Genomic DNA, 21,734 nt, shown 5'->3' with positions numbered 1-21,734 from the left:
GGTGTTGGCCGTGCAGCCGAGCCGCCTGGCGCAACATCTGATACGGTTGACACTTGGCTTTCAGGCCAGCTGTGTTGCGGCACCAGCGGATTCGCTGATAGTACCGCTCAAAGATCGGCGACGGACTGGCCGTCTACACGGCCGTCGATCAATTGCTCGGCATGGGCCATGCACGCAATGCGCGCCTTGCCTGTGCCGTCGAACGGAAACAGATACTGCAGGCGGAACACACGCCCGTCGGCGGCCGGATTGGCGCCCACGCGGCAGATGCGCACCGACGCGTCGTAGCCTGCGTCCGGATTGCGGCCCGTTTGACCGTCCGCCGGGCGGCGCGGATAGACGAGCGGGTGAATTTCGTAACCCTTGTACGTCTTGATAACTGAATTCATGAAGCACATGTCCTGTATTACGTGGCCCCCGTGTCACGCGTGTTACGCGCGGCACGACAGGCCCGGCAGCGCAGCACCTTGGGGCGCGCCGCCATGGAAAAAGATTGGCGCAGGCCCGATGGCAAGGGCATGAGCGCGGCCGCGCAAAATCGCGGATTCGATGGAGAAGAAACACGCTGATGTCGCGCAGACATCGGGCGCGTAAAAGCTGAACCACTCAGCTGCACAACTCGCGACGGCGAATGCAGGCGGCGCATTGCCGGAGTGACGGGATCGCCGACAGGCGGCGGTCGAACAGTCGGGGGTGGTGCGGAGGCGCCAATTGAAACTGTGCTTGATACTGCCGCTTGCGCTTGTGTTGCCCGCTTGTATTGCCGATAGTGCGGATGCGGAATACAGCTATTCCAATATGATGCACTAAATGGGGCTAATTGGATAGTAAAAAGTTCCGCGTGCGGGCAAACCGCCCAACCGGCGGGGTGGTGGGCGAGAAAAAGCTACCACGGACTACCACGAGCGGCGCGCCGGCAGACGTCCTGCGCGCCGCGGTTGAGGGGGTACCGTGATGGCGAAGGGGCGGCGGGCGTCAGCGGGTGGTTTCGGCAACGCGCTTTTGCAACTCGCGTGAAGCCGCGAGTGGAATGCGCGCGTCGTCCCAGCCGGCCAGCCATTCGACTTCCTTCGACGTAAAAATCTGCCCGTGATTGCGCAGCGTGTATTGCAACGAATCGATGATGTGATTGCGAATGATTTCCGGCGTGCCTTCGTCATCGAGCACGGCACGAAACGCTTCGAGCGTGGCCATCTGTTGCTCCGTGGAATAGTGGATTCTTTTATCGCACGAAAAAAAAGCGCTTGCCACGCGAACAAAAATCGTTCGGTGCGGATGCAACAACCAGAACGTGTGGTCGTCATGCGGTTGAGCGCCCATCAAGGCGCGGCGCGCGATGCGGCCCCGCAATAAAATTGCCGCCGCACGGTCGTCATGCCGTCGTCATGTCACCGTGATCCCCGCGGGCGTTTGGGGTCGTTACAATGGCGCGTTGCAGCGCCTCGCTAGCCGGCCGCGTTGTGCTCGCCGCGCCTGCCCGGCCATAATCTCGGCGCCTTGCCTCGCTCATTGGAGCAGAGGCGCCGCCGCATCCCTCGAACTCTGCGATTTCTCAATGCGCAAGACAACCGTCTCTCCCGTGAAAGATTTGCTGCTGGAGCGCTACGCATCCATTGCAGACGGTATCGCGGCGCTGTTCTATCCGTGCGCCGAAGTCGTGATTCACGACCTGCGCGATCAGACCATCGCCTACCTCGTGAACAACCTGTCCAAGCTCGAAGTCGGCGGCCCTTCGGTGCTCGATGAAGTTCACTATGCGGCACGCGGCCGGACCATCGGGCCGTACGAGAAGCTGAACTGGGACGGCCGTCGCATGCGCTGCGTGAGCAACATCCTGTTCGACGATGACGGCAAGCCGGCTGGCATGCTGTGCGTCAATTTCAACATCGCGGTGTTCGAAGACGTGCGCTCCACGCTCGATCTGTTCATCAAAGGCGGCAGTCTGACGGCCGCGCCCGCGGAGGAACTGTTTCGCGACGACTGGCAGGACCGCATCAACACGTTCCTGCACACCTGGCTGCGCGAGCGGCAAATCGGTATCAATGCGCTCACGCGCGAACACAAACGGGAAATCGTCGAGGCGCTGCACGCGCAGGGCGCATTTCGCGGTCGCAGTTCCGCAAACTACGTGGCCGCCGTGCTGACGATGGGGCGCGCTACCGTCTATAAGATTCTGAAGCAGATGAAAGAGGGCGGCTGACGGCCCTCGGAAACGCAGCGGAATAGCGCGGGGTTTTCACGGCGCTGCGCGAGCGCGAGCAGCGTGCGATACCGGCATAGCGAGACGTCTCGGCCCATTACCGCAGGGTCGTGTCGATCCGGGTGCCCCGTTTGATGAACAGGGTGACAGGCGTTTTTTCGCAGATTTCGGCAAGACGGGTCCGCTGGCTATCGTCGAGAGGGCCATCGACGGAAACGGTGCGCCGAATGAATTGACCGCCGTCGCGCTCGACATGCAATTCCGTCTCGACTTTGATCCTGCCGCCCGGCCATGCTTTCTTCTGCATGTACATCCGGAGCGTGGCTGCGGTGCACGCCGCAAGACCCGAGAGCACGAATTCGAAGGGCGCCGGACCGCTATCCTGCCCACCTTCGCGCGGCCCTTCATCACCGAGCAGGCTATGCGTGCCCGCATCGATTTTGACGAGATAGTTGGGTGCGTCTGCATCCGAAATGGCGCTTGCGATCGCGAGAGTCATCATTGTCCTCACTGTTTATTCGTGGCCCATCCGGGCCATCTGGCCCGCCCTGCCGAACCGCGCGCCGTTGAAATGCGCGGTTGCCTGCCGGATCCAGGCGGCCGCATTTACCACAAACGGGCCCTGCACCGGAGGCAGGATATCAACGCCGCCTCGTGTACGCATCCTCGCGCCCCACATTCCCGCATCAACACCTCAAACCGACGCCGTCTGGCGCGCGTCATCGTCCGCTTGTGCCGATCGACCCGACGACGCGGTTTGAGTCCTCGCTTGCTTTCGTGAAAAATAGATGTTATTTTTTCATGAAATTAATGATGTATTTTTTCACGGAGCAGCGCAGATGTTCCACCAGTCCGCCGAGCACATCGCTAGCTACTATGCACGCGCTTATCCAGGCCCGATTCCGCTGCGCCCGGCTCTGGAGGAGCGCCTGGACGCCGAGGTGTTAATCGTCGGAGCGGGCTTCAGCGGCTTGCATACGGCGTTGCGTCTTGCTCTGGCAGGCAAACGCGTGACCTTGCTGGAGGCGAGCCGGGTGGCGTGGGCGGCGTCCGGACGCAATGGCGGTCAGGCACTGCTCGGCTGGTCCTGCGATATGCCGCCGCTGGAAGCGGCACTCGGGCGGGAGCGTACCCGCCGGCTTTGGGACAGCATGTGCTGGGCCGCGGGGGAGATACGTGAGTTGCCGCAGCGGCATGGGTTTGATGCTGACTATCGCCCCGGCAGTCTGTGGGCGGCGGTGCTGCCGCGTCGCGTTGCGCTGTTGCGGCAGGCCCAGCGGGAGGCCGAGGAGAAGTGGGGCTACGACCGGATGCGCTTCATTCCTCGCGAGGAGATGCCGATGTGGATTGCGAGCGAACGCTACCAGGCGGCGCTCTACGATCCCGAGGCGGGTCACCTGAATCCGCTGAAGCTGGCCCAGGGCCTTGCGGCGGCGATTGAACTGGCCGGTGGACGCATCTTCGAGCAGAGCCGGGTGCTGGACTACCGCGAGACCGCTGGCGGGCCTGGCGGCTATGTGGCGCGCACCGACAAGGGCGAGGTGCGTGCGGACGTACTGGTACTTGCCTGCAACGCGTATATCGATCGCCTCGACCCGAAACTTTCCAGGCGCATGCTGCCGGTCGGCACTTATCAGGTGGCCACGGCGCCGTTGCAGCCGGAAGTCGCCCAATCGCTGCTGCCGCGCAACAGTTGCGTGATCGACAACCAGTTCGTGCCCGATTACTTCCGTCTCAGCCCTGACAACCGTCTGCTATTCGGCGGTGGCTGCACGTACGCGGGTGGCATTCCGAAGGATATCGCCGCGGCCACCCGGCCTTACCTGGAACGGGCGTTTCCGCAACTGCGCGGCGTGGAGCTGGAGTTTGCCTGGGGCGGGCATATCGATATCAGTATGAAACGCACGCCCGATGTTGGCCGGGAGGGGCAGCGCTACTGGCTGCAAGGCTATTCGGGGCACGGCGTGCTTCCTACGCTCGCGGCTGCGCGGGCCGTGGCCGACGCCATCCTCGGTGACGACGACTTGCTAGGGCTGTATCAATCCATCGACAACCCGCCGTTTCCGGGCGGCGCGCTGCTGGCGGCGCCGCTGGAGGTCATGGGTAAGACCTGGTATCGTCTGCGCGACAGAGTCTGAGAGATAGAGAAGGAGAGGGGGCGGAAGATGAACAAGCAGGAAGAAATTGAAGGTCTCGCAATACTGATTCGGGATCTGCGCAAGCATAAGAAAGTAACGTTGGGCGCCCTGGCGGAAAAGATCGGCCGCTCGGTGGGATTCCTCTCCCAGATCGAGCGCGGCCTCTCGCGTCCGACCGTGGGCGACCTGACTGCCATTGGTGAAGCGCTGGGCGTACCCACCACGTATTTCTATAACCTGAGCAAGCCGCGCGCGCTGCCTTGGGTAACCCGGCCGGACGAACGCCGCACTCTCTATTACGCCGAGGGCGTGACTGACGTGCTGGTGTCGCCGAATATGTCGGCGGGTTTCTCCATGCTGGAAAGTCACCTGGCCCCAGGCGCCAGCAGCGGCGATAGACCGTTGAACGACAGCGACGAGCAAGGTGGCTTCGTCCTTGAAGGCGAGTTGACCATCTGGCTGGACGACGGGGCGCAGCCGGTGACCCTTGGCCCTAACGACGGCTTCCAGGTGCCGGCGCACGCGCGATTCCGCTACGCCAACCTTTCCGATCAACCGACACGGGTGCTTTGGGTGTTCGCCTAGGATTCCGGTCGAACCTGCAGGCAGCAGAGATGCTGCGCTGAATAAAAATTCGGATCGCTAATTAATGGGCTGGTAAATGAATGCGATGAGCGGCCGTCGTGAATGTCACGTGCCGCTGTGTCGCCGACCTGCCTGTCCCGGTCCATCGCAACCTTGAACTGAATTTCAATCATCACCTTTTGCATGAGAAGGACAACACCATGACTTCCCCCAGCGCAGACCTGCTTAGCGAAGTGAGAGCCTTCCGCGCGGCCTATCCCGAGGTGCGTTACGTCGACCTCATTTGCCTGGATATTCCGGGGCACTTTTACGGCAAGCGGTACCCCGTGGATATGCTTGAGAAGGTTGCGGCAGGCAGTCTCCTGAAACTGCCGCAGAACTGCATCCTGCTAGGCGCGCAGGGCGGCCTGTACCCGATTGGCGACTATTGCTTCAACGACGGCGACCCCGATGCGGTGCGCCGCCTGATTGCCGGCACCCTCAAACCGGCGCGATGGGAAAGTCAGCCGTTGGGGCAGATGTTGATCAGCTCGGACGGCACCGAGGCACCTATCGAGTTCGAACCGCGCGAGGTGCTGGCGCGCGTGCTGAAACGCCTCGAGCGGCGCGGCATCCGCCCGGTCGTGGCGTTCGAACTGGAGTTCTACCTGTTCGACGCCAGGCTCGAGAACGGCCTGCCGCAGTTCCCACGCGATCCGTTCTGTGACGACCGTGACGATCAGCCAAACATGCATATCGAGCGGCTGTCGCGTTTCTCCGCTGTGCTGGGTGAGATGGTCGACGCCACGCGCGAGCAGGGCGTGGAGGCGACCGTGATCACAGCCGAACTGGGACCGGGGCAGTTCGAGATCAACTTTGGTCACAGCGACGATGGTCTGCGCGCGGCGGACTGGGCCGCCTTGTTCTGCCGTAGCACGCGCGGCGTGGCGATGAAACATGGCTACCGCGCCAGCTTCATGAGCAAGCCTTATCTACATGCGCCGGGCAGCGGCATGCACGTGCACGTGAGTCTCTACGATGAGGCCGGCAACAACCTGCTGGCAGCGGACCGCCAGCGTCCATTGCGCCACGCGGTGGCCGGGTGCCTCGCGCTGCTGCCGCATTGCATGCCGGTTTTTGCTGCCAATCACAACGCGTTTCGCCGCTACGGCTGGAAGGCGAATGCCGCGAGCCGCGGCAGCTGGGGTTTTGAAGACCGTGACGCCTGCATTCGCATTCCCGAATCGGATGATCGCAACCTGCGCATTGAACATCGCGTAGCGGGTGCCGATGCGAATCCTTATCTTGTGCTGGCCGCCATCCTCACCAGTATGGAGCACGGGCTGGACGCCGGTCGCGAGCCCATCGCGCCGCTCAACGAGGACCGCACAAGTGGGATCGACTTCCCGAAAGACATGCTCACGGCCGTCGCCGCGATGCAGAATCATCCGGTTGTGCGCGCGGGAATGGGCGAAGAGTTCGTCATGGTCTACTGCGAGAACAAGCGGCAGGACCACCTGGATTTCATGAACGAGGTGAACGCGCGCGAGTACCGCTGGTTCCTTTGAACGCTGGCGCGTTTTGCCACGTGGGCAGCCATGCATTGCGATTGTCGATCGCTTGTCGCGTGAGTCTCTATCCGTGATTTTTCACGCACCGTCACGGTTTAGAATAGCGCTCGCAACAAAACCGCGTGCTCTGTTTCGGAGCACGTCGGTCCGTTTATAGAAATTCCGTCGACCGGGACAGGAGCAGTTGAATGGTGCGTTATCGACACTACAAAGGCGGTATTTACGAACTGGTTTGCGAGGCCACGCTGGAGTCGAATCCAACGGTCACGATGATCGTGTACAAAGCCAGCAATGGTACGATCTGGACGCGTCCGGCTTTGGTGTTTTTCGAGCTGGTCGAAATCGACGGCGCCAAGGTGCCGCGCTTCGCGCCGATCAACTAGGGCGGCTCGCTCAAGCGATCGCAAGCGCGGCCGTAGTTGAAGGACGCGCGCCGCCAGGTCAATACAAACAGGAAATCTGAATGCGTTTATTGCTTGCCATCATTCTGCCGTGGTTTCAGTTCTTCACGATTGGCCGGCCGTTTGCCGGCATCATTTGCCTGTTCCTGCAGATCACGCTGATTGGCTGGATTCCGGCCGCGATCTGGTCGGTGTATGCGCTGAGCCAGTACAACACCGACAAGAAAATCGCCCGGGCGATGGGCAACGGCCGTTAAGGCCGGATGTGAAGTCATCCGCCTTGCGGCTGAAGTTCGGCCGCATCCGGCGCGTCGAGCACCACGTCGGTTTCGGCGATTGCCACGCACGGCAGGATGTAGCCTTCTGCTTTTTCTTCCCGGCTGAGGCCTGGCCATTCGATCGTGTAGCGCACGCGTCCCGCAGTCATTTTGCACATGCACGTTCGGCACGTGCCATTCCGGCACGAGCGCGGCAGGCGCAGATTCGCAAAGCCGGCGGCTTCGAGGATCGTGAGCGAAGCGGGCGCTTCGAAGCTTTGGCCGAGCGGCTCGACGCGAACGAGAGGCGGGCGGGTGGAGTCGGACATCGTGTGAGCGGGTGACGGATTGCGCCACACTTTACACGTTACGCAACGCGCTTACAGCGCGGCACAAGGCAGAACGTCCAGGCCTCAGCGTCGCGAGATCAATGCGTTGTGCTTCCACGCCGCATATATCGATACACCGTGTTTCGTGCCAACCCCAACTCGCGTGCCGCCGCCGACACATTGCCGTCGAGCCGCGCGAGCGTTTGTGCGATCAAGGTAGCCTGCCAGTCTTCCATCCGGGCGGACGACGTATTCACCGGCGCGGCCGTTTTCTCGCGCCCGCGGCTCGCATCGCCATTAGCTGATTGCGCAGCGAGCGGCTGGACGCCAGCGCCGGCGCCGGCCGGCGAATCCCCGCAATCCTGCAGAAAATCATCCGGCAAATCATCGAGTTCGATCTGCTTCGCACCTTCGGCCATGATGCTTGCGGTGCGCAGCACGTTAGCCAATTGCCGCAGATTGCCGGGCCAGCGGCATTGCGCAAACCGTTCCAGCACCTCATCGGACACGCGGCGCGGCAAACGCTCGTCATCCGGCTGCAAGTCCAGCATGCGTTCGACGAGCGCCGCCAGATCGCTCCGTTCGCGCAGCGCCGGCAAGGTGACGGCAAGGCCGTTGATCCGGTAATACAGGTCTTCGCGGAAAGTACCGGCTTCGATCATCTCGCGCAGATTGCGGTGGGTCGCGCAAACAATGCGCAGATCGACCGGAATCGCCCGCGTGCCACCGAGCGGCACGACGGTGCGCTCCTGCAGCACGCGCATCAGGCGCACTTGCTGGGCGAGCGGCATATCGCCGATTTCGTCGAGAAAAAGCGTACCGCCGTCGGCCTGCACGATCTTGCCGACACTGCCGCGTTTTCTTGCACCCGTGAACGCGCCGTCCTCATAGCCGAACAATTCCGCCTCGATCAGCGTATCGGGCAGCGATGCGCAATTCAGCGCGACGAAGGGCGCGGCCCGCCGCGGCGAATCGTGATGGATCGCGCGGGCGAGCCATTCCTTGCCGGTGCCGGTTTTGCCGAGCACGAGAATGGGAATATCGCGGCCGCGCAGCCTGGCGACTCTTCGCAGGATGGCGCTGACTTGCGCGTCGCCCGTATCGAGCGTTTCGAGTGTGGCAGGTGGCGCGGGAGGCGTGGCTTCGCTGGGTCTGGCCGCGGCCCGCGCCCCGTTGGAACTGGCGGTACGTGCCGTGTCAGGCATGGCTTCTGCCGACGCCACATAGCGCGGCGTCGCAAATTCACCGCGTGCGACCACGCGCACGCCGCTCGGCAAGGTCAACTCGACGCTTTCGCCGGGCGCGCGGGCGATCTGCTGTAGCAGCCGGGCGAAGGCGATACCGAATAGCGCATCGAAGCTTTGGCTTCGCAGGTCGGCGAGCGGCTGCCCGAATTGAAACAGCGCGCTGCGATTCGCGGACAGAAACGTGCCATCCGGCGCGAACGCGGCCAGTCCTTCGTACAACGTGCCGATGAATTCCGAGCGTGCGTGAAAGTGGACACGAATCGCGTCGGCGAATTGATTGGAGAACAGATGATTTTCGATCATCTGCGCCGACATCCGGACGAGCGCAAGCGTGTGCTTGTGGAAGCCGCGTGTGTCGCCGCTGACATCGAGCGCGCCGATCGTGCGCCCGAACGGATCCGCGATCGGCGCGCACGAACAGGTCAGGATCCGGTTCGCGTGCAGGAAATGCTCGCCGGCATGCACGACGGTCGGTTGTCCGTCGACGAGGGCGGTGCCGATCGCGTTCGTGCCGCGATCCGCTTCGGCCCACGATACGCCCGGACACAACGCGACGCGATTGGCTTTTTCAACGAAGTCGCTGTCGCCGAGACTGTGGAGAATCACGCCGTGATTGTCGGTAAGCAACACCATGCTTTGCGTGTCGACGATTTGCGCGTGCAACGTCTCCATGACGGGGAGCGCATGCGTATAGAGCGACTGATTGCGATCGACAAGCTCACGCAGCGCAAGGCGGCGCAGCGGATGAAAGTCCGGCGTTTCCGACGCACGCAGGCCGACTTCGAGTGAACGGGCGTGAGCTTGCGCGATGACATCTGGCCGACCGACGGTGGGCGGCGTGGCAGGGCGATGAGTCAAAGCATGTCTCCGGTTATCGGACCCGGCAGGTGCATTGCCCGCCATTGCGTTGCGCAGTGCAGCATACGGGAGCGTGCGTGCTTGCGGCTGAACACCGATATTACAGGACGAAACGGGACCGGGGCGAAAGCCGCACGGCAGCAAAAAACCAGCTCGCGGGATCAGGAAGCGGTGCCTCAAAACAGCACGTCAGGCACCAAAACAAAGCAAACGGAAAGGAAAACTTGCGCAGCGCCCGAAGTCGTCTACAGTGAATCCAATCACCTCCGCGGGGCGCGAAGTACGCGCGCGTAACCGTGGGGTGACGGATCCGCGCTATCAGCATCCGACCGGGAGGAAAAAGCGCTGCAGGTGCGACCAGATTCAACCCGCGTGCGCAGTACCAATGGACCCATGCGCAGCACTCAACCTTTCAGGTGAATCCCATGCAAATCCAATTCCCGAACGAAACTCCTGAGTATTCAGGTCGCGAACTTACCTTGGCGTTCCCGGCAATGATCGATGGGCAAAGGGTGGAGTGCATGATCACGGCTGAGGCGCTGGAAGATCACTTTGGCGCTGCCTCGCCGCGTCTGGAAGACATGGTCGACGCATTCGACGCGCATCGGGCCCGGATCGAAGCAGCGACGAGACGTCTGCTATCGGAAACGCGGGCGCAGTGCCTCGTGCTCAGAAGCGGCTACGTGCGTTTCTATGAGGCGAACTGGCGCAACTGAGCGCTCCCGCCGAAGACCTGAAGCGGATCAAACCATCCGCCGCAGGGTCCGATCCTTGAACACCACGTGGTGCGCGATCGCCGCCAGTGCGTGCAGTCCGATGACCCAATAAAACGCGTTGCCGAGCCACTCGTGCGCGGTTTTGAGCGCGGGCCGGGCAACCGGGTCCGCGCCGACCAGCGTGTAACTGAAGTTGATCCAGGCGAGCGTGACCGGATGCCCGCCGGTATTGATCAGCAGGATGCCGAGCAGCGGCTGCGCGAAGATAAAAACATAGAGGGCGAGATGCGCGCCGCGCGCCAGAAACGCGAGCAGCCGGTTGCTCGCGATTTCCGCGGGCGCGCCGGCCCAAAGCCGCCACAGCAGGCGCAGGACCGCCAACGCCAGCACGAGGGTGCCGGCCCAGAAATGCACGCTGCTCCAGAACGCCCGGCTGTCAGACCCTTTCGGCCCGCGTATTTCGATTGCAAGATAGGCGAGCGCCACCAGCAGAAAGATTGCCCAGTGGAAAAAGATGGCGGGCGCCGTATAGCGGTCCGAGGCGCGGTTGTAGGACATGCAGGGAACTCCGGTGACCAGATTGTTGGTTTTTTTCAATCATCGGATGATAAAGGGTGCCCGACCTGAACGGGCGCCTTCTGCAAAACGATTGTTGATCCAGACCGAATCGTGGCCAGACACGGCGACGCTGTCGCGACGCTTTACGTCGGGGGAGCGACGCGTGGCGCCGCATTACATTGCGCACCATCGCGTCACGCCACATCACGCCCCGCCACGTCTTGTCCCGGGCTTGTTCCAAGCTTTCGCGCCAGGCGTCGATGTGCTTATTCGCTGCCGAGATAGAAATAGCGGAACAGGAAAATCGCCGCGATGATCCACACCACCAGTTTCACTTTGCGCGCCTGCCCGGTCAGCAGTTTCAGGCCCGCATACGAGATGAAACCGAACGCGACGCCGTTGGCGATCGAGTAGGTGAACGGCATCAGCAGTGCGGTGAGGGCGGCCGGCACGACTTCGGTGGCGTCGTCCCACGGCAGATCGAGCATTTCGCGCAGCATCAGGCACGACACGTACAGCAGAGCAGGCGCCGTCGCGTAGCCGGGCACCACGGCCGCCAGCGGCGCGAAAAACAGCGCCGCGAGGAACAGCACGGCGACGGTGATCGCCGTCACCCCCGTCCGGCCGCCGGCCTGCACGCCCGACGCGCTTTCGATATACGCGGTGGTCGACGATGTACCCAGCATCGAGCCGGCCAGAATCGCTGTGCTGTCGGCGAGCAGGGCGCGATTCAGCCGGAACATCTTGCCTTCGACCAGCAGCCCGGCACGATTGGCCACGCCCATCAGCGTGCCGGTCGCATCGAACAGTTCGACGAGGAAGAACACCAGGATCACGTTCAGCACGCCGGTGGAGAGCGCGCCGCGAATGTCGAGCTGGAAGAGCGTCGGCGAGATCGACGGCGGTGCGGAGACGATGCCGTGGAACTGATTGCCGCCGAAGAAAAAGCTCAGCACGGTCACGCCGACAATGCCGATCAGGATCGCACCGCGCACCCGCAGGAAGTCGAGCGTGACGATCGCGAAGAAACCGATCACCGCGAGGATCACATGCGGGTTGTGCAGATCGCCGAGCGTGACGAGCGTGGCCGGATTGCCGACCACCACGCCGGCTGTCTTCAGCGAAATGATCGCGAGAAACAGGCCGATGCCGCCGGTGATGGCAATGCGTATCGAATGCGGAATGCCGTTGACGATCACTTCGCGCACGCGAAACAGCGTGACGATCAGGAACAGGCAGCCGGAAATGAAAACCGCGCCGAGCGCGGCTTGCCACGTGAAACCCATGCCCTTCACGACGGTGTATGCGAAGTACGCGTTCAGGCCCATGCCCGGCGCGAGCGCGATGGGATAGTTGGCGTAAAAGCCCATGATCAGCGAGGCCAGCGCGGCCACGATGCAGGTCGCGACGAACACCGCGTCCTTCGGCATGCCGGCGTCGCCGAGAATCGCCGGGTTGACGAAGATGATGTAGGCCATCGTCAGGAAGGTCGTCAGCCCTGCGAGCACTTCGGTGCGCAGGTCGGTGCCGGCGGCGTCGAAGCCAAAGTATCGTTTTATGGAGTCCATGTGGCGGGTCTCTCGTTGTTTAAAAAGCGTTTCTTGTGATTGATACGGGCTATGCGCAGCCGATGGGCCGGCAACTGCGCGACGATTGCGCGATGACTGCACCGTCCGGCACGGCTCTGATGCGCCACGCAGGCAAGTCTACCGGCGGATTGTAATCACGATTGGCTGCGGCGCTCAAATTGCGTGAGCGCGGGCTTCGTCGAAGGGGCGAGATGATACCTCGTCAACGCGCCGCGCGGCATGGCGTGGCAAGCGGGTTTGCAATGTTGCGGCGCGGGACGGCAGGCTTTGAGGGCTGTGAGGGCTGTGAGGGCTGTGAGGGCTGTGAGGGCTGTGAGGGCTGTGAGGGCTGTGAGGGCTTTGAGCGGGGCGGGAGGCGGGAGATGCAACACGGGAGACGGGACGCGCATGCCTCAACTCCGCGCCCAAGTGCGAAGAAGTAAGGCACAACAGGCCGGCGTCGCTAGCGACCGTTGCAGTCGCCGGCGGCCGGCTTGCCATTTCAAGGCAGGGGTGAAACTGATTACTGCGTCATGCTCCCGCCCATCTGCTGCGCCCGTCTTGCGGCGACAATGCGGCCGGCGCGTTGCGCGTTGTCTGGATAGTCGATCCAGTCGAGCGGATCGTACCCGGCGGCGCGCCAGTCGGCCAGATCGGCTTTCACCTGGGCGCGCGTGAGCGGCGCCGACGGGTCATAAGGCCGTGAGGTTTGCGCAAACGCGGTGCTCATGCCAACGGCGGCCAGCAGCGCGCCGAGTCCAACTAGAGAAACGATTTTCATGATTGGCTCCTATGGAGCGGTTAAAACGACCCTCGTATTTTAATTTTCGTAAGCATTTTGATTAAGCCGGTGGAACGTAATGCACCATTTCATCCAGCGATCCAAAGCGGCGCCGGTTGCGGCCGCGTCATCCTCGCTTCAGGAGGCCGACGGCTTGGTGAAGCGATCCAGCACCGCGCTCAGCAGATCGATCGGCAGCGGGAAAACGATCGTCGAATTCTTGTCGGCGGCAATCGTCGTCAGGGTTTGCAGGTAACGCAACTGCATGGCCTGCGGCTGTTTCGACAGCGTCTGCGCCGCCTCCAGCAGATGCTGCGAGGCCTGCAATTCGCCTTCCGCATGAATCACCTTGGCGCGCCGTTCGCGCTCGGCTTCGGCCTGACGGGCAATCGCGCGGATCATCGTTTCGTTGATGTCCACGTGCTTGATCTCGACGATCGACACCTTGATGCCCCACGCGTCGGTCTGTGCATCGAGCACCTTCTGGATGTCGGCGTTCAGTTGCTCGCGAGCCGCCAGCAGATCATCGAGTTCGTGCTTGCCAAGCACCGCGCGCAGGGTGGTTTGCGATAACTGGCTGGTCGCCTCGAAATAACGGGCCACCTGGATCACCGCCTTCTCCGGATCGACGACGCGGAAATACACCACCGCATTGACCTTCACCGAAACGTTGTCGCGCGTAATCACGTCTTGCGGCGGCACGTCGAACACGACGGTGCGCAAATCCATGCGCACCGCCTGCTGCACGATCGGGATGATCAGCACGAGACCCGGTCCCTTGACCTTCCAGAAGCGGCCGAGCATGAACACCACGCCGCGTTCGTACTCGCGAAAAATCCGTATCGACGAAGCAATCAGTACGGCAATCAGCAGAATCAGAATGCTGCTGAAGCCAAATGTGAAACCGATCATGTGCGTTCTCCTTGTTGTTGTGCTTCCGCGGGCACCACGGTCAGCGTCAGTCCGCGCCGCGCCGTGACGCGCACCGCGTGACCGGCCGCGACCGGGGCCGTGCTGGACACCCGCCAGCGTTCACCTTGCACCTGCGCCCAGCCGGCCAGCGCGCCACCCGCTGTTGCGTTTGCGTTTGCGATTGCCATTGCGCCAGCCGTTGTATCCCCGGGCGGCGCGCCGCCGTCCGGCGTGAGGCCTCCGTCGAGCACGACCCCGAGACTGCCGATCAGCCCTTCCGAGCCGGTCACCACGGGCCGGCGCCGCGCCCGCAACGCGAGCCTCGACACCCCGAACACGAATACGACGCTGAACACGACCACCGCCGCGATCAGGGGCAGCGGAATGCCGTAGCCGGGCACGTCGGTATCGATCAGCATCAGCGCGCCGATCACGAAGGCGACCACGCCGCCGAAGCCGAGCGAGCCGAAGGTTGGCAGAAACGCCTCGCCGATCAGAAACGCGATGCCGAGAAAGATCAGGCCGAGCCCGACGTAGTTGACCGGCAGCATCTGCATCGCGAACAGCCCCATCAGCAAACTGATGGCGCCCACCACGCCCGGCAGCACGAAGCCCGGATTGGCGAACTCGAAGAAAAGGCCGTACATGCCGATCATCAGCAGCATCAGCGCGACGTTCGGATCGGTGATGACCGCGAGGAACTGGCTGCGCCAGTCGGCTTCGAGCGTGACGACCGGTGCGTTGGCGGTGCTGAGCCTGACGTCGCCCCGGCTCGTGCTGATCGTGCGGCCGTTCAACTGGCGCAGCAGATCGGGAATGTCGCGCGCATTCAGATCGACCACGTGCTGCGCGAGGGCTTCGCCGGCCGACAGGCTGACGGCTTCGCGCACGGCGCGCTCGGCCCAGTCGGCATTGCGTCCGCGCATCTGGGCGAGGCCACGGATATAGGCGGCCGCGTCGTGGACCTGCTTGCGCATTTCGGTGGATTGGGTGTCGAGCGGCAGGGCGGCGCTAGCCGAGGTGGCCGCGCTTGCCACGTTCGGCGAGTTCGCCGGGCTGGGTGAGGCGGGCGCGCCGGGTCCGTTCTGTTGTCCGCCCGTGCCCGTGCCGGCTCCGCCGCCAGGCAGGGCCGGCATACCGCCGCCTGCGGGCGGTTCCGCACCGCCGATACCCATCTGGATCGGCGTCGCCGCGCCGAGATTGGTGCCTGGCGCCATCGCCGCAATATGGCTGGCGTAGACGATATAGGTGCCGGCGCTCGCGGCGCGAGCGCCACTTGGGGCGATAAACGTGGCGACCGGCACGGGCGAACCGAGAATCGCCTTGATGATCTGCCGCATCGACGTATCCAGCCCGCCGGGCGTATCGAGTTGCAACACGGCGAGTTGCGCGCGGCTGTCGGCGGCGCGCTGCAGGCTGCGTACGATGAAGTCTGCGCTGGCCGGACTGATCGCGCCATTCACGGGGATCACGATCACGCTATTCGGCGCGATGGCGCCTTCCGCGGCCCAGGCCGGCGGCGCGTTTTCGCACAACGCGAACCCGAGCGTCAACAGGACGCCGAACGCGGTTATGCCGCGCATCAACCGGCCCACGACGCCGCCACGGATAAGCGCGGCGCGCGAACCAGACTGCCGGAACGGGAGACGCGGATACGTGCTCATCGCTGACGGCTGCCGCGCCATGCCGACGGGTATCGGCCAGCGCGGGCCGCTACCCCAAAAAGGCTGGCCTGCTCCTTACAGCTTAGTCCGATTCCGTGCGACGCGTGAAATCCGCATGCGCCGGCCGGTAGTCGCCCGGCCGCATGCCGGTCCACTTGCGAAACGCGCGATGAAACGCGCTCGGCTCGGCAAAACCCACGGCGGCGGCGATGTCGGCGATCGTGCGCCCGCTGTCCTGCAACTCACCGATTGCGATGTCGCGCCGCAAGTCGTCCTTGATCGACTGATACGTATAGCCTTCCTGCTTCAGATGCCGCCGCATCGTCGCTTCGGCGACGTTCAGGCGCAGCGCCATCTGGTCGGCGGCGGGCCAGCCGGCCATCGGCAGCGCGCGCAGCATCTTGCGCACCCGTGCGGTGAGCGAGCCGGGATTGCGGTACTTGACGATGAAGCTGCCGGGCGCATCGCGCAGAAACGGCTTCGCCGACTGGGCGGTCTGGATCACCGGCAGATCGAGAAACGCAGGCGAGAGGTCGACATACGACTCGGCCTGATCGAACGCCATGTCGTCGCAGAACATCAGGCGGTACTCATGCGCGGCGGGCGGCTCGGGGCAGCGAAAGCGCGCCTCGATGAGCGGAATGCGCCGCCCCACCAGCCAGCACAACAGGCCGTAGACGAGGATGAAATAGGTCGCGTAGGCGAACATGGCGGGCGGCCTCGCGCCTTCGCGTTCGACATACCGCAGCCGCACGCGCTGCGCATCCGTGTCGATCTGCGCGCCAAGATCGTCCAGCACGAAGCGCATGAAGCGAACCGCCCGCGCGAGCGCTTGCGCGCCGTTACGCGCGCCGAGCGCCATCTGTGTCATTGCGATGAAGCTGCCGCTTTTCATGCGATGCGAGTCCTGGCCGAAGAATTCGTCGTCCAGCGCGCGGGCGATGCCGGCCCACAACGCGCCGTACTGCGCCGACGAGACCCGGCTTTTCGGCGACGCCAGCAGGGTTGCCGCAATGCCGGCGGCTTCGGCAAGCGGCAGCGCATCGAAACCGCGTGCCCGCGCCAACGCCAGGGCCTCTTCGACCAGGCTGACGGAAACGGTGCCCCGATCGCTTTTGAAGTTCTTCATGGTTTTCATCACTGTCTGGCAAACGCGCTCAACATTTTCCTTGGGGTGACCTGCTAAACCCTTGAAAAATTGGGCTGATCCGGTCTTACATGATACCGGCATGGCAAATGCGCTCAAACAGAATGATCGGGCTGAGCATCGAACCTGTCCGGCGGCTTGCCTACACTTGAACTGAATCGATCGCGGAACGCAGCGTCCGGAGACACCACGGCGAGGCAGACTACGCCCGCCACGCGTTGCGGAGGACGACATAGCGCCTCGCCGCCGCGATTCGATGCACATAACAGGATCGAGCCATGGACAGCTTCTACACCGACGAACAGCGGATGATCCGCGACGCAGCCCGCGATTTCGCCACTGAGCGCCTTGCGCCGCACGCCGCCCAGTGGGATCGCGAGGCGAGACTGCCGGCGGAAGTCGTCACGCAAATGGGCGAGTTGGGTTTTCTCGGCATGATCGTGCCGTCCGAGTGGGACGGCTCCTATACCGACTACGTGGCCTATGCGCTCGCGATCGAAGAGATCGCGGCGGGCTGCGCTTCCTGCGCGACGCTGATGAGCGTGCACAACTCGGTCGGCTGCGGGCCGATCCTGAACTACGGCACCGACATACAAAAAGACCGCTATCTGAAGGATCTCGCCACCGGGCGTACCATCGGCGCGTTCTGCCTGACCGAACCGCAAGCCGGCTCCGAGGCGAACAATCTGCGCACCCGCGCTGTGCTCAGCGACGGCAAATGGGTGCTCAACGGCAGCAAGCAGTTCGTGACCAACGGGGCGCGCGCCGATATCGCGATCGTGTTTGCCGTCACCGATCCTGAGCGCGGCAAGCGTGGCCTGTCGGCCTTCATCGTGCCGACCGATACGCCGGGCTTCAACGTCGGCAAACCAGAACATAAGCTCGGGATTCGCGCATCGGACACCTGTCCCATCTCGTTCGACGATTGCGCGGTGCCCGAAGCCAATCTGCTCGGCGAACCGGGCGAAGGCCTGCGCATCGCGTTGTCGAATCTCGAGGGCGGCCGCATCGGTATCGCGGCGCAAGCGGTCGGCATAGCACGCGCCGCGTTCGACGCCGCGCGCCGCTACGCGAACGAACGCGTGCAGTTCGGCAAGGCGCTGAAAGACCACCAGACCATCGCCAACATGCTCGCCGATATGACGACCCGTCTGAACGCCGCGCGTCTACTTGTGCATCACGCGGCGCGGCTGCGCACGGCAGGCCTGCCATGTTTATCCGAGGCATCGCAAGCCAAGCTGTTCGCCTCGGAAATCGCCGAGGACGTCTGCTCGAAAGCCATCCAGATTCACGGCGGCTATGGTTATCTCGAGGACTACGCGGTGGAGCGCCACTATCGCGACGCCCGCATCACGCAGATTTACGAAGGAACGAGTGAAGTGCAGCGGATGGTGATTGCGCGCCAGCTCTAAACGCGAATCAAACGGTGTTTGAGCGCAAAATAGGCTGTGAGCCGGGCAACACGTAGAAGCTAAAAAGCAGAGCGCATAGCGCGCCACCTGGAGACGACGATGACTGTAGCGAAGGGCTTTCTCGAAGCGCGTGACCTGTTACTGCGCCACCGAACCGATTACGACCGCGCCTACCGCGAATTCGCGTGGCCGGCGCCGGGCGAGTTCAACTGGGCGCTCGACTACTTCGACGTGATCGCGCGAGACAACGACAACCCGGCGCTGTGGATCGTCGACGATCTGGCCAGTAACGGCGTGCGTCTCTCGTACGCGCAGATGTCGGAGCGCTCGTCGCGCATGGCGAACTTCCTGCGCGGTCTCGGCGTGGGGCGCGGCGACCGCTTACTGCTGATGCTGCCGAACCGCGTCGAACTGTGGGACGTGATGCTCGCGGCCATGAAGCTTGGCGCGATCGTGCTGCCGGCCACCACCCAGCTTTCCGCCGACGACGTACGCGACCGCGTGCAGATCGGTGGCGCGCAATTCGTGGTTGTGGATAGCGCGGAGCTGGCCAAGTTCGATGCGCTCGACGTGCCGCTCACACGCATCTCCGTCGGCACGCCACGCGAGGGCTGGGTCGACCTTGCCGCAGCCTATGACGCAGCGCCGCAATTTACGCCCGAAGGCGTCACGCGTTCCACCGATCCCCTGCTGCTGTACTTCACGTCGGGCACCACGTCCAAGCCCAAGCTGGTCGAGCACACGCACCAGAGCTACCCGATCGGCCATCTGTCGACCATGTACTGGATCGGTCTGCAGCCGAACGATATTCACTGGAACATCAGCTCGCCGGGCTGGGCCAAGCACGCGTGGAGTTGCTTCTACGCGCCATGGAATGCGCAGGCCTGTGTGTTCGTCTACAACTTCCCGCGTTTCGTGCCGAAAGACACGCTCGACGTGCTGGTGCGTTTCAACGTCACCACGCTGTGCGCGCCGCCCACGGTCTGGCGCATGCTGGTGCAGGAGCATCTCACCGACTATCCGGTGAAACTGCGTGAGATCGTCGGCGCAGGCGAGCCGTTGAATCCGGAGATCATCGAGCGCGTCAAGCACGCGTGGGGAATCACGATTCGCGACGGTTTCGGCCAGACCGAAACGACCTGCCAGATCGGCAACCCGCCGGGGCAACCGGTGGTGGCTGGGTCGATGGGCCGGGCGCTGCCGGGTTACCGGATTGAACTCCTCGATGCCGACGATCAACCCGCCACTGAAGGCGAAATCTCGCTGCCGCTGGCCGAACGCCCGCTCGGTTTGATGACCGGCTACGCGAACAACGCCAACGCCACCGCGCAAGCCATGCGCAACGGTTTCTACCATACGTCCGACGTCGCGTTGCGCCGCGATGACGGCTACTACGTCTACGTCGGCCGCGCCGATGACGTCTTCAAATCGTCCGACTACCGGCTCAGCCCGTTCGAACTCGAAAGCGTGCTGATCGAGCACGAAGCGATCGGCGAGGCCGCCGTGGTGCCGAGTGCCGACGCGCTGCGCCTGTCGGTGCCCAAGGCGTTCGTCACCGTGCGTCAGGGCTATGAAGCCGGCCCTGAACTCGCACGCGCGGTCTTCGCGTTCTCGCGCGAAAAGCTTGCACCGTACAAACGGATTCGCCGTCTGCAATTCAGTGAATTACCGAAAACCATCTCCGGCAAGATCCGCCGCGTCGAATTGAGGCGCCGCGAAATGGAGCGCGAGGCCGAGCCCGCGCGCCTGCCCGGCGAGTACTGGGAAGAGGACTTCCCGGATCTGCGTTGATTTTTTAATCCCAGTCATTGTTCGGCCATAGACAGCCACTGATACGGCCACTGCCCAGGAGTTCCAGCATGAACGCAATCGTTTCGAACCCGGTTCCCACCGTCAAGTTGTTGATTAACGGTGAGTTTGTCGAATCCAAAACCGCCGAATGGCGCGACATCGTCAACCCGGCCACGCAAGAGGTGCTCGCACGCGTGCCGTTCGCCACCGCCGATGAAGTGAACGAAGCGATCCAGGCGGCACACGCTGCGTTCAGGACGTGGAAGGACACGCCGGTCGGCGCGCGCATGCGCATCATGCTGAAGTTCCAGGCGCTGATTCGCGAGCATTCGCCGCGCATCGCCAGGACCCTGAGCGCCGAGCAGGGCAAGACGATTCCCGACGCGGAAGGCGATATCTTCCGCGGGCTCGAAGTCGTGGAGCACGCCTGCTCGATCGGCACCTTGCAGCAGGGCGAATTCGCCGAGAACGTCGCCGGCGGCGTGGATACGTACACACTGCGTCAGCCGATCGGCGTATGCGCCGGCATCACACCGTTCAATTTCCCCGCGATGATCCCGCTGTGGATGTTCCCAATGGCGATCGTCTGCGGCAATACGTTCGTGCTGAAGCCGTCCGAGCAGGACCCGCTATCGACGATGCAACTCGTCGAACTGGCGCTCGAAGCCGGTGTGCCGAAGGGTGTGCTGAATGTCGTGCATGGCGGCAAGGAGGTCGTCGACGGGCTCTGCACGCACGATCTCGTGAAGGCGATTTCCTTCGTCGGCTCGACGGCGGTGGGCACGCATGTTTATCGCCTCGGCAGCGAACACGGCAAGCGCGTGCAATCGATGATGGGTGCAAAGAACCACGCCGTGGTGCTGCCCGATGCGAACCGTGAGCAGACCTTGAATGCGCTGGCGGGCGCAGGGTTTGGCGCCGCGGGACAGCGTTGTATGGCCACCTCGGTGGTCGTGCTGGTTGGTGCCGCGCAGCAGTGGCTGCCCGATCTGGTCGCGAAGGCGAAGACGTTGAAGGTCAATGCCGGTAACGAACCGAATACGGACATCGGCCCGTTGGTCTCGCGCGCCGCGAAGCAGCGCGTTCTCGGCCTGATCGAAAAGGGCGTGAAAGAAGGCGCAACGCTCGCGCTCGACGGCCGCGACGCGAAAGTGCCGGGCTATGAGCAAGGCAACTTTATCGGCCCGACGGTCTTTGCCGATGTCACCACTGACATGGAGATCTACCGTCAGGAAATCTTCGGCCCGGTACTGGTGGTGCTGCATGCAGCCACGCTCGACGACGCGATCGCGCTCGTCAACCGCAATCCGTTCGGCAACGGCGTGGGCCTCTTCACGCAAAGCGGCGCGGCGGCGCGCAAGTTCCAGAGCGAGATCGATATTGGCCAGGTCGGCATCAATATTCCGATTCCCGTGCCGGTGCCGTTCTTCAGCTTTACCGGCTCGCGCGGCTCGAAACTCGGCGACCTCGGGCCGTACGGCAAACAGGTCGTGCAGTTCTACACGCAGACCAAAACCGTCACCGCCCGCTGGTTCGACGACAACACCGTCAACGACGGCGTCAACACGACCATCAGCCTGCGCTGATCGCTCAGGTCTACTGCTTTGCATGGAATGAGAG

22 protein-coding genes are annotated in these 21,734 nt (G+C 63.2%); 10 read left to right on the top strand and 12 right to left on the bottom strand.

Features of this window, described 5'->3' with window-relative positions; translation table 11 throughout:
* Nucleotides 1–107: 107 nt before the first annotated feature.
* Together PQR67_RS14450 and PQR67_RS14445 are read right to left on the bottom strand one after the other, a co-directional pair.
* On the bottom strand, nt 108–389 hold the full coding sequence (locus PQR67_RS14450; RefSeq protein WP_408460033.1) for a hypothetical protein: 282 nt from the start codon (nt 387–389) through the stop codon (nt 108–110).
* Between the two features lie 586 nt (nt 390–975).
* A complete protein-coding gene (locus PQR67_RS14445) occupies nt 976–1,194 on the bottom strand; it encodes a hypothetical protein (RefSeq protein ID WP_028194708.1) in 219 nt (72 codons plus the stop codon).
* 361 nt (nt 1,195–1,555) lie between these two features.
* Here PQR67_RS14445 and PQR67_RS14440 point away from each other — a divergent pair, with 361 nt between their 5' ends.
* Nucleotides 1,556–2,200, top strand: coding sequence for a helix-turn-helix transcriptional regulator (locus tag PQR67_RS14440; RefSeq protein ID WP_408460030.1), 645 nt, complete (start codon nt 1,556–1,558; stop codon nt 2,198–2,200).
* 97 nt (nt 2,201–2,297) lie between these two features.
* On the opposite strand, the gene PQR67_RS14435 is transcribed toward PQR67_RS14440, so the two are convergent.
* Nucleotides 2,298–2,699 (bottom strand): OsmC family protein, encoded by a 402-nt coding sequence (locus tag PQR67_RS14435; protein WP_408460336.1) that lies wholly within the window; start codon nt 2,697–2,699, stop codon nt 2,298–2,300.
* A gap of 340 nt (nt 2,700–3,039) precedes the next feature.
* Between PQR67_RS14435 and PQR67_RS14430 the strand changes: the two genes are divergently transcribed.
* Together PQR67_RS14430 and PQR67_RS14425 are read left to right on the top strand one after the other, a co-directional pair.
* Nucleotides 3,040–4,338, top strand: a complete 1,299-nt coding sequence (locus PQR67_RS14430; protein ID WP_408460027.1) for an NAD(P)/FAD-dependent oxidoreductase — start codon at nt 3,040–3,042, stop codon at nt 4,336–4,338.
* A gap of 27 nt (nt 4,339–4,365) precedes the next feature.
* Nucleotides 4,366–4,923: a helix-turn-helix domain-containing protein gene (locus tag PQR67_RS14425; RefSeq protein ID WP_408460024.1), complete on the top strand. Its 558-nt coding sequence runs from the start codon at nt 4,366–4,368 to the stop codon at nt 4,921–4,923.
* On the opposite strand, the gene PQR67_RS14420 is transcribed toward PQR67_RS14425, so the two are convergent.
* Nucleotides 4,920–5,108, bottom strand: a complete 189-nt coding sequence (locus PQR67_RS14420) for a hypothetical protein (protein WP_408460021.1) — start codon at nt 5,106–5,108, stop codon at nt 4,920–4,922. The two genes, PQR67_RS14425 and PQR67_RS14420, sit on opposite strands and share 4 nt — an antisense overlap.
* A 15-nt stretch (nt 5,109–5,123) precedes the next feature.
* On the opposite strand from PQR67_RS14420, the gene PQR67_RS14415 reads away from it, so the two are divergent.
* The 3 genes from PQR67_RS14415 to PQR67_RS14405 all read left to right on the top strand — a co-directional run bounded on the left by PQR67_RS14415 (nt 5,124) and on the right by PQR67_RS14405 (nt 7,131).
* On the top strand, nt 5,124–6,470 hold the full coding sequence (locus PQR67_RS14415) for a glutamine synthetase family protein (protein ID WP_408460018.1): 1,347 nt from the start codon (nt 5,124–5,126) through the stop codon (nt 6,468–6,470).
* Between the two features lie 191 nt (nt 6,471–6,661).
* Complete coding sequence (locus PQR67_RS14410; RefSeq protein WP_408460016.1) at nt 6,662–6,856, top strand: DUF1653 domain-containing protein; 195 nt, start codon at nt 6,662–6,664, stop codon at nt 6,854–6,856.
* Between the two features lie 80 nt (nt 6,857–6,936).
* Complete coding sequence (locus PQR67_RS14405) at nt 6,937–7,131, top strand: YqaE/Pmp3 family membrane protein (protein WP_408460013.1); 195 nt, start codon at nt 6,937–6,939, stop codon at nt 7,129–7,131.
* A 14-nt stretch (nt 7,132–7,145) separates the two neighbouring features.
* Here PQR67_RS14405 and PQR67_RS14400 read toward each other — a convergent pair whose 3' ends face one another.
* Both PQR67_RS14400 and PQR67_RS14395 read right to left on the bottom strand, forming a co-directional pair.
* Complete coding sequence (locus PQR67_RS14400; protein ID WP_408460010.1) at nt 7,146–7,460, bottom strand: 2Fe-2S iron-sulfur cluster-binding protein; 315 nt, start codon at nt 7,458–7,460, stop codon at nt 7,146–7,148.
* A 98-nt stretch (nt 7,461–7,558) separates the two neighbouring features.
* Nucleotides 7,559–9,565 carry a sigma-54-dependent Fis family transcriptional regulator gene (locus tag PQR67_RS14395; protein ID WP_408460007.1) on the bottom strand — a complete coding sequence of 669 codons (2,007 nt, stop codon included), beginning with the start codon at nt 9,563–9,565 and terminating at the stop codon, nt 7,559–7,561.
* A 425-nt stretch (nt 9,566–9,990) separates the two neighbouring features.
* On the opposite strand from PQR67_RS14395, the gene PQR67_RS14390 reads away from it, so the two are divergent.
* The gene (locus tag PQR67_RS14390) at nt 9,991–10,281 is read left to right on the top strand and encodes a DUF1488 family protein (RefSeq protein WP_408460004.1); all 291 of its coding nucleotides are present in this window, start codon (nt 9,991–9,993) and stop codon (nt 10,279–10,281) included.
* A gap of 27 nt (nt 10,282–10,308) precedes the next feature.
* Here PQR67_RS14390 and PQR67_RS14385 read toward each other — a convergent pair whose 3' ends face one another.
* The 6 genes from PQR67_RS14385 to PQR67_RS14360 form a co-directional block, all read right to left on the bottom strand.
* The gene (locus PQR67_RS14385; RefSeq protein WP_408460001.1) at nt 10,309–10,839 is read right to left on the bottom strand and encodes a cytochrome b; all 531 of its coding nucleotides are present in this window, start codon (nt 10,837–10,839) and stop codon (nt 10,309–10,311) included.
* A 266-nt stretch (nt 10,840–11,105) separates the two neighbouring features.
* A complete protein-coding gene (locus tag PQR67_RS14380; protein ID WP_408459998.1) occupies nt 11,106–12,407 on the bottom strand; it encodes an NCS2 family permease in 1,302 nt (433 codons plus the stop codon).
* 523 nt (nt 12,408–12,930) lie between these two features.
* The gene (locus PQR67_RS14375) at nt 12,931–13,188 is read right to left on the bottom strand and encodes a DUF4148 domain-containing protein (protein ID WP_408459995.1); all 258 of its coding nucleotides are present in this window, start codon (nt 13,186–13,188) and stop codon (nt 12,931–12,933) included.
* A gap of 138 nt (nt 13,189–13,326) precedes the next feature.
* A complete protein-coding gene (locus PQR67_RS14370) occupies nt 13,327–14,100 on the bottom strand; it encodes a slipin family protein (RefSeq protein ID WP_408459992.1) in 774 nt (257 codons plus the stop codon).
* Nucleotides 14,097–15,764 (bottom strand): NfeD family protein, encoded by a 1,668-nt coding sequence (locus PQR67_RS14365; RefSeq protein WP_408459989.1) that lies wholly within the window; start codon nt 15,762–15,764, stop codon nt 14,097–14,099. The genes PQR67_RS14370 and PQR67_RS14365 overlap by 4 nt, the downstream gene beginning before the upstream one ends.
* Before the next feature lie 82 nt (nt 15,765–15,846).
* Complete coding sequence (locus PQR67_RS14360; RefSeq protein ID WP_408459986.1) at nt 15,847–16,893, bottom strand: AraC family transcriptional regulator; 1,047 nt, start codon at nt 16,891–16,893, stop codon at nt 15,847–15,849.
* Nucleotides 16,894–17,189: 296 nt separating this feature from the next.
* Between PQR67_RS14360 and PQR67_RS14355 the strand changes: the two genes are divergently transcribed.
* The 3 genes from PQR67_RS14355 (at nt 17,190) to PQR67_RS14345 (ending at nt 21,700) form a co-directional block, all read left to right on the top strand.
* The gene (locus tag PQR67_RS14355) at nt 17,190–18,323 is read left to right on the top strand and encodes an acyl-CoA dehydrogenase family protein (RefSeq protein ID WP_408459983.1); all 1,134 of its coding nucleotides are present in this window, start codon (nt 17,190–17,192) and stop codon (nt 18,321–18,323) included.
* A 99-nt stretch (nt 18,324–18,422) separates the two neighbouring features.
* Nucleotides 18,423–20,114 carry an AMP-binding protein gene (locus PQR67_RS14350; RefSeq protein WP_408459980.1) on the top strand — a complete coding sequence of 564 codons (1,692 nt, stop codon included), beginning with the start codon at nt 18,423–18,425 and terminating at the stop codon, nt 20,112–20,114.
* 68 nt (nt 20,115–20,182) lie between these two features.
* Entirely contained in the window at nt 20,183–21,700 is a 1,518-nt protein-coding gene (locus PQR67_RS14345) for a CoA-acylating methylmalonate-semialdehyde dehydrogenase (protein WP_408459977.1), read from the top strand.
* Nucleotides 21,701–21,734 lie beyond the last annotated feature (34 nt).

It is taken from the genome of Paraburkholderia fungorum (genome assembly GCF_046026025.1).
Classification (GTDB): Bacteria; Pseudomonadota; Gammaproteobacteria; order Burkholderiales; family Burkholderiaceae; genus Paraburkholderia; species Paraburkholderia fungorum_E.
This window is presented reverse-complemented; position numbering and strand designations above follow the sequence as displayed.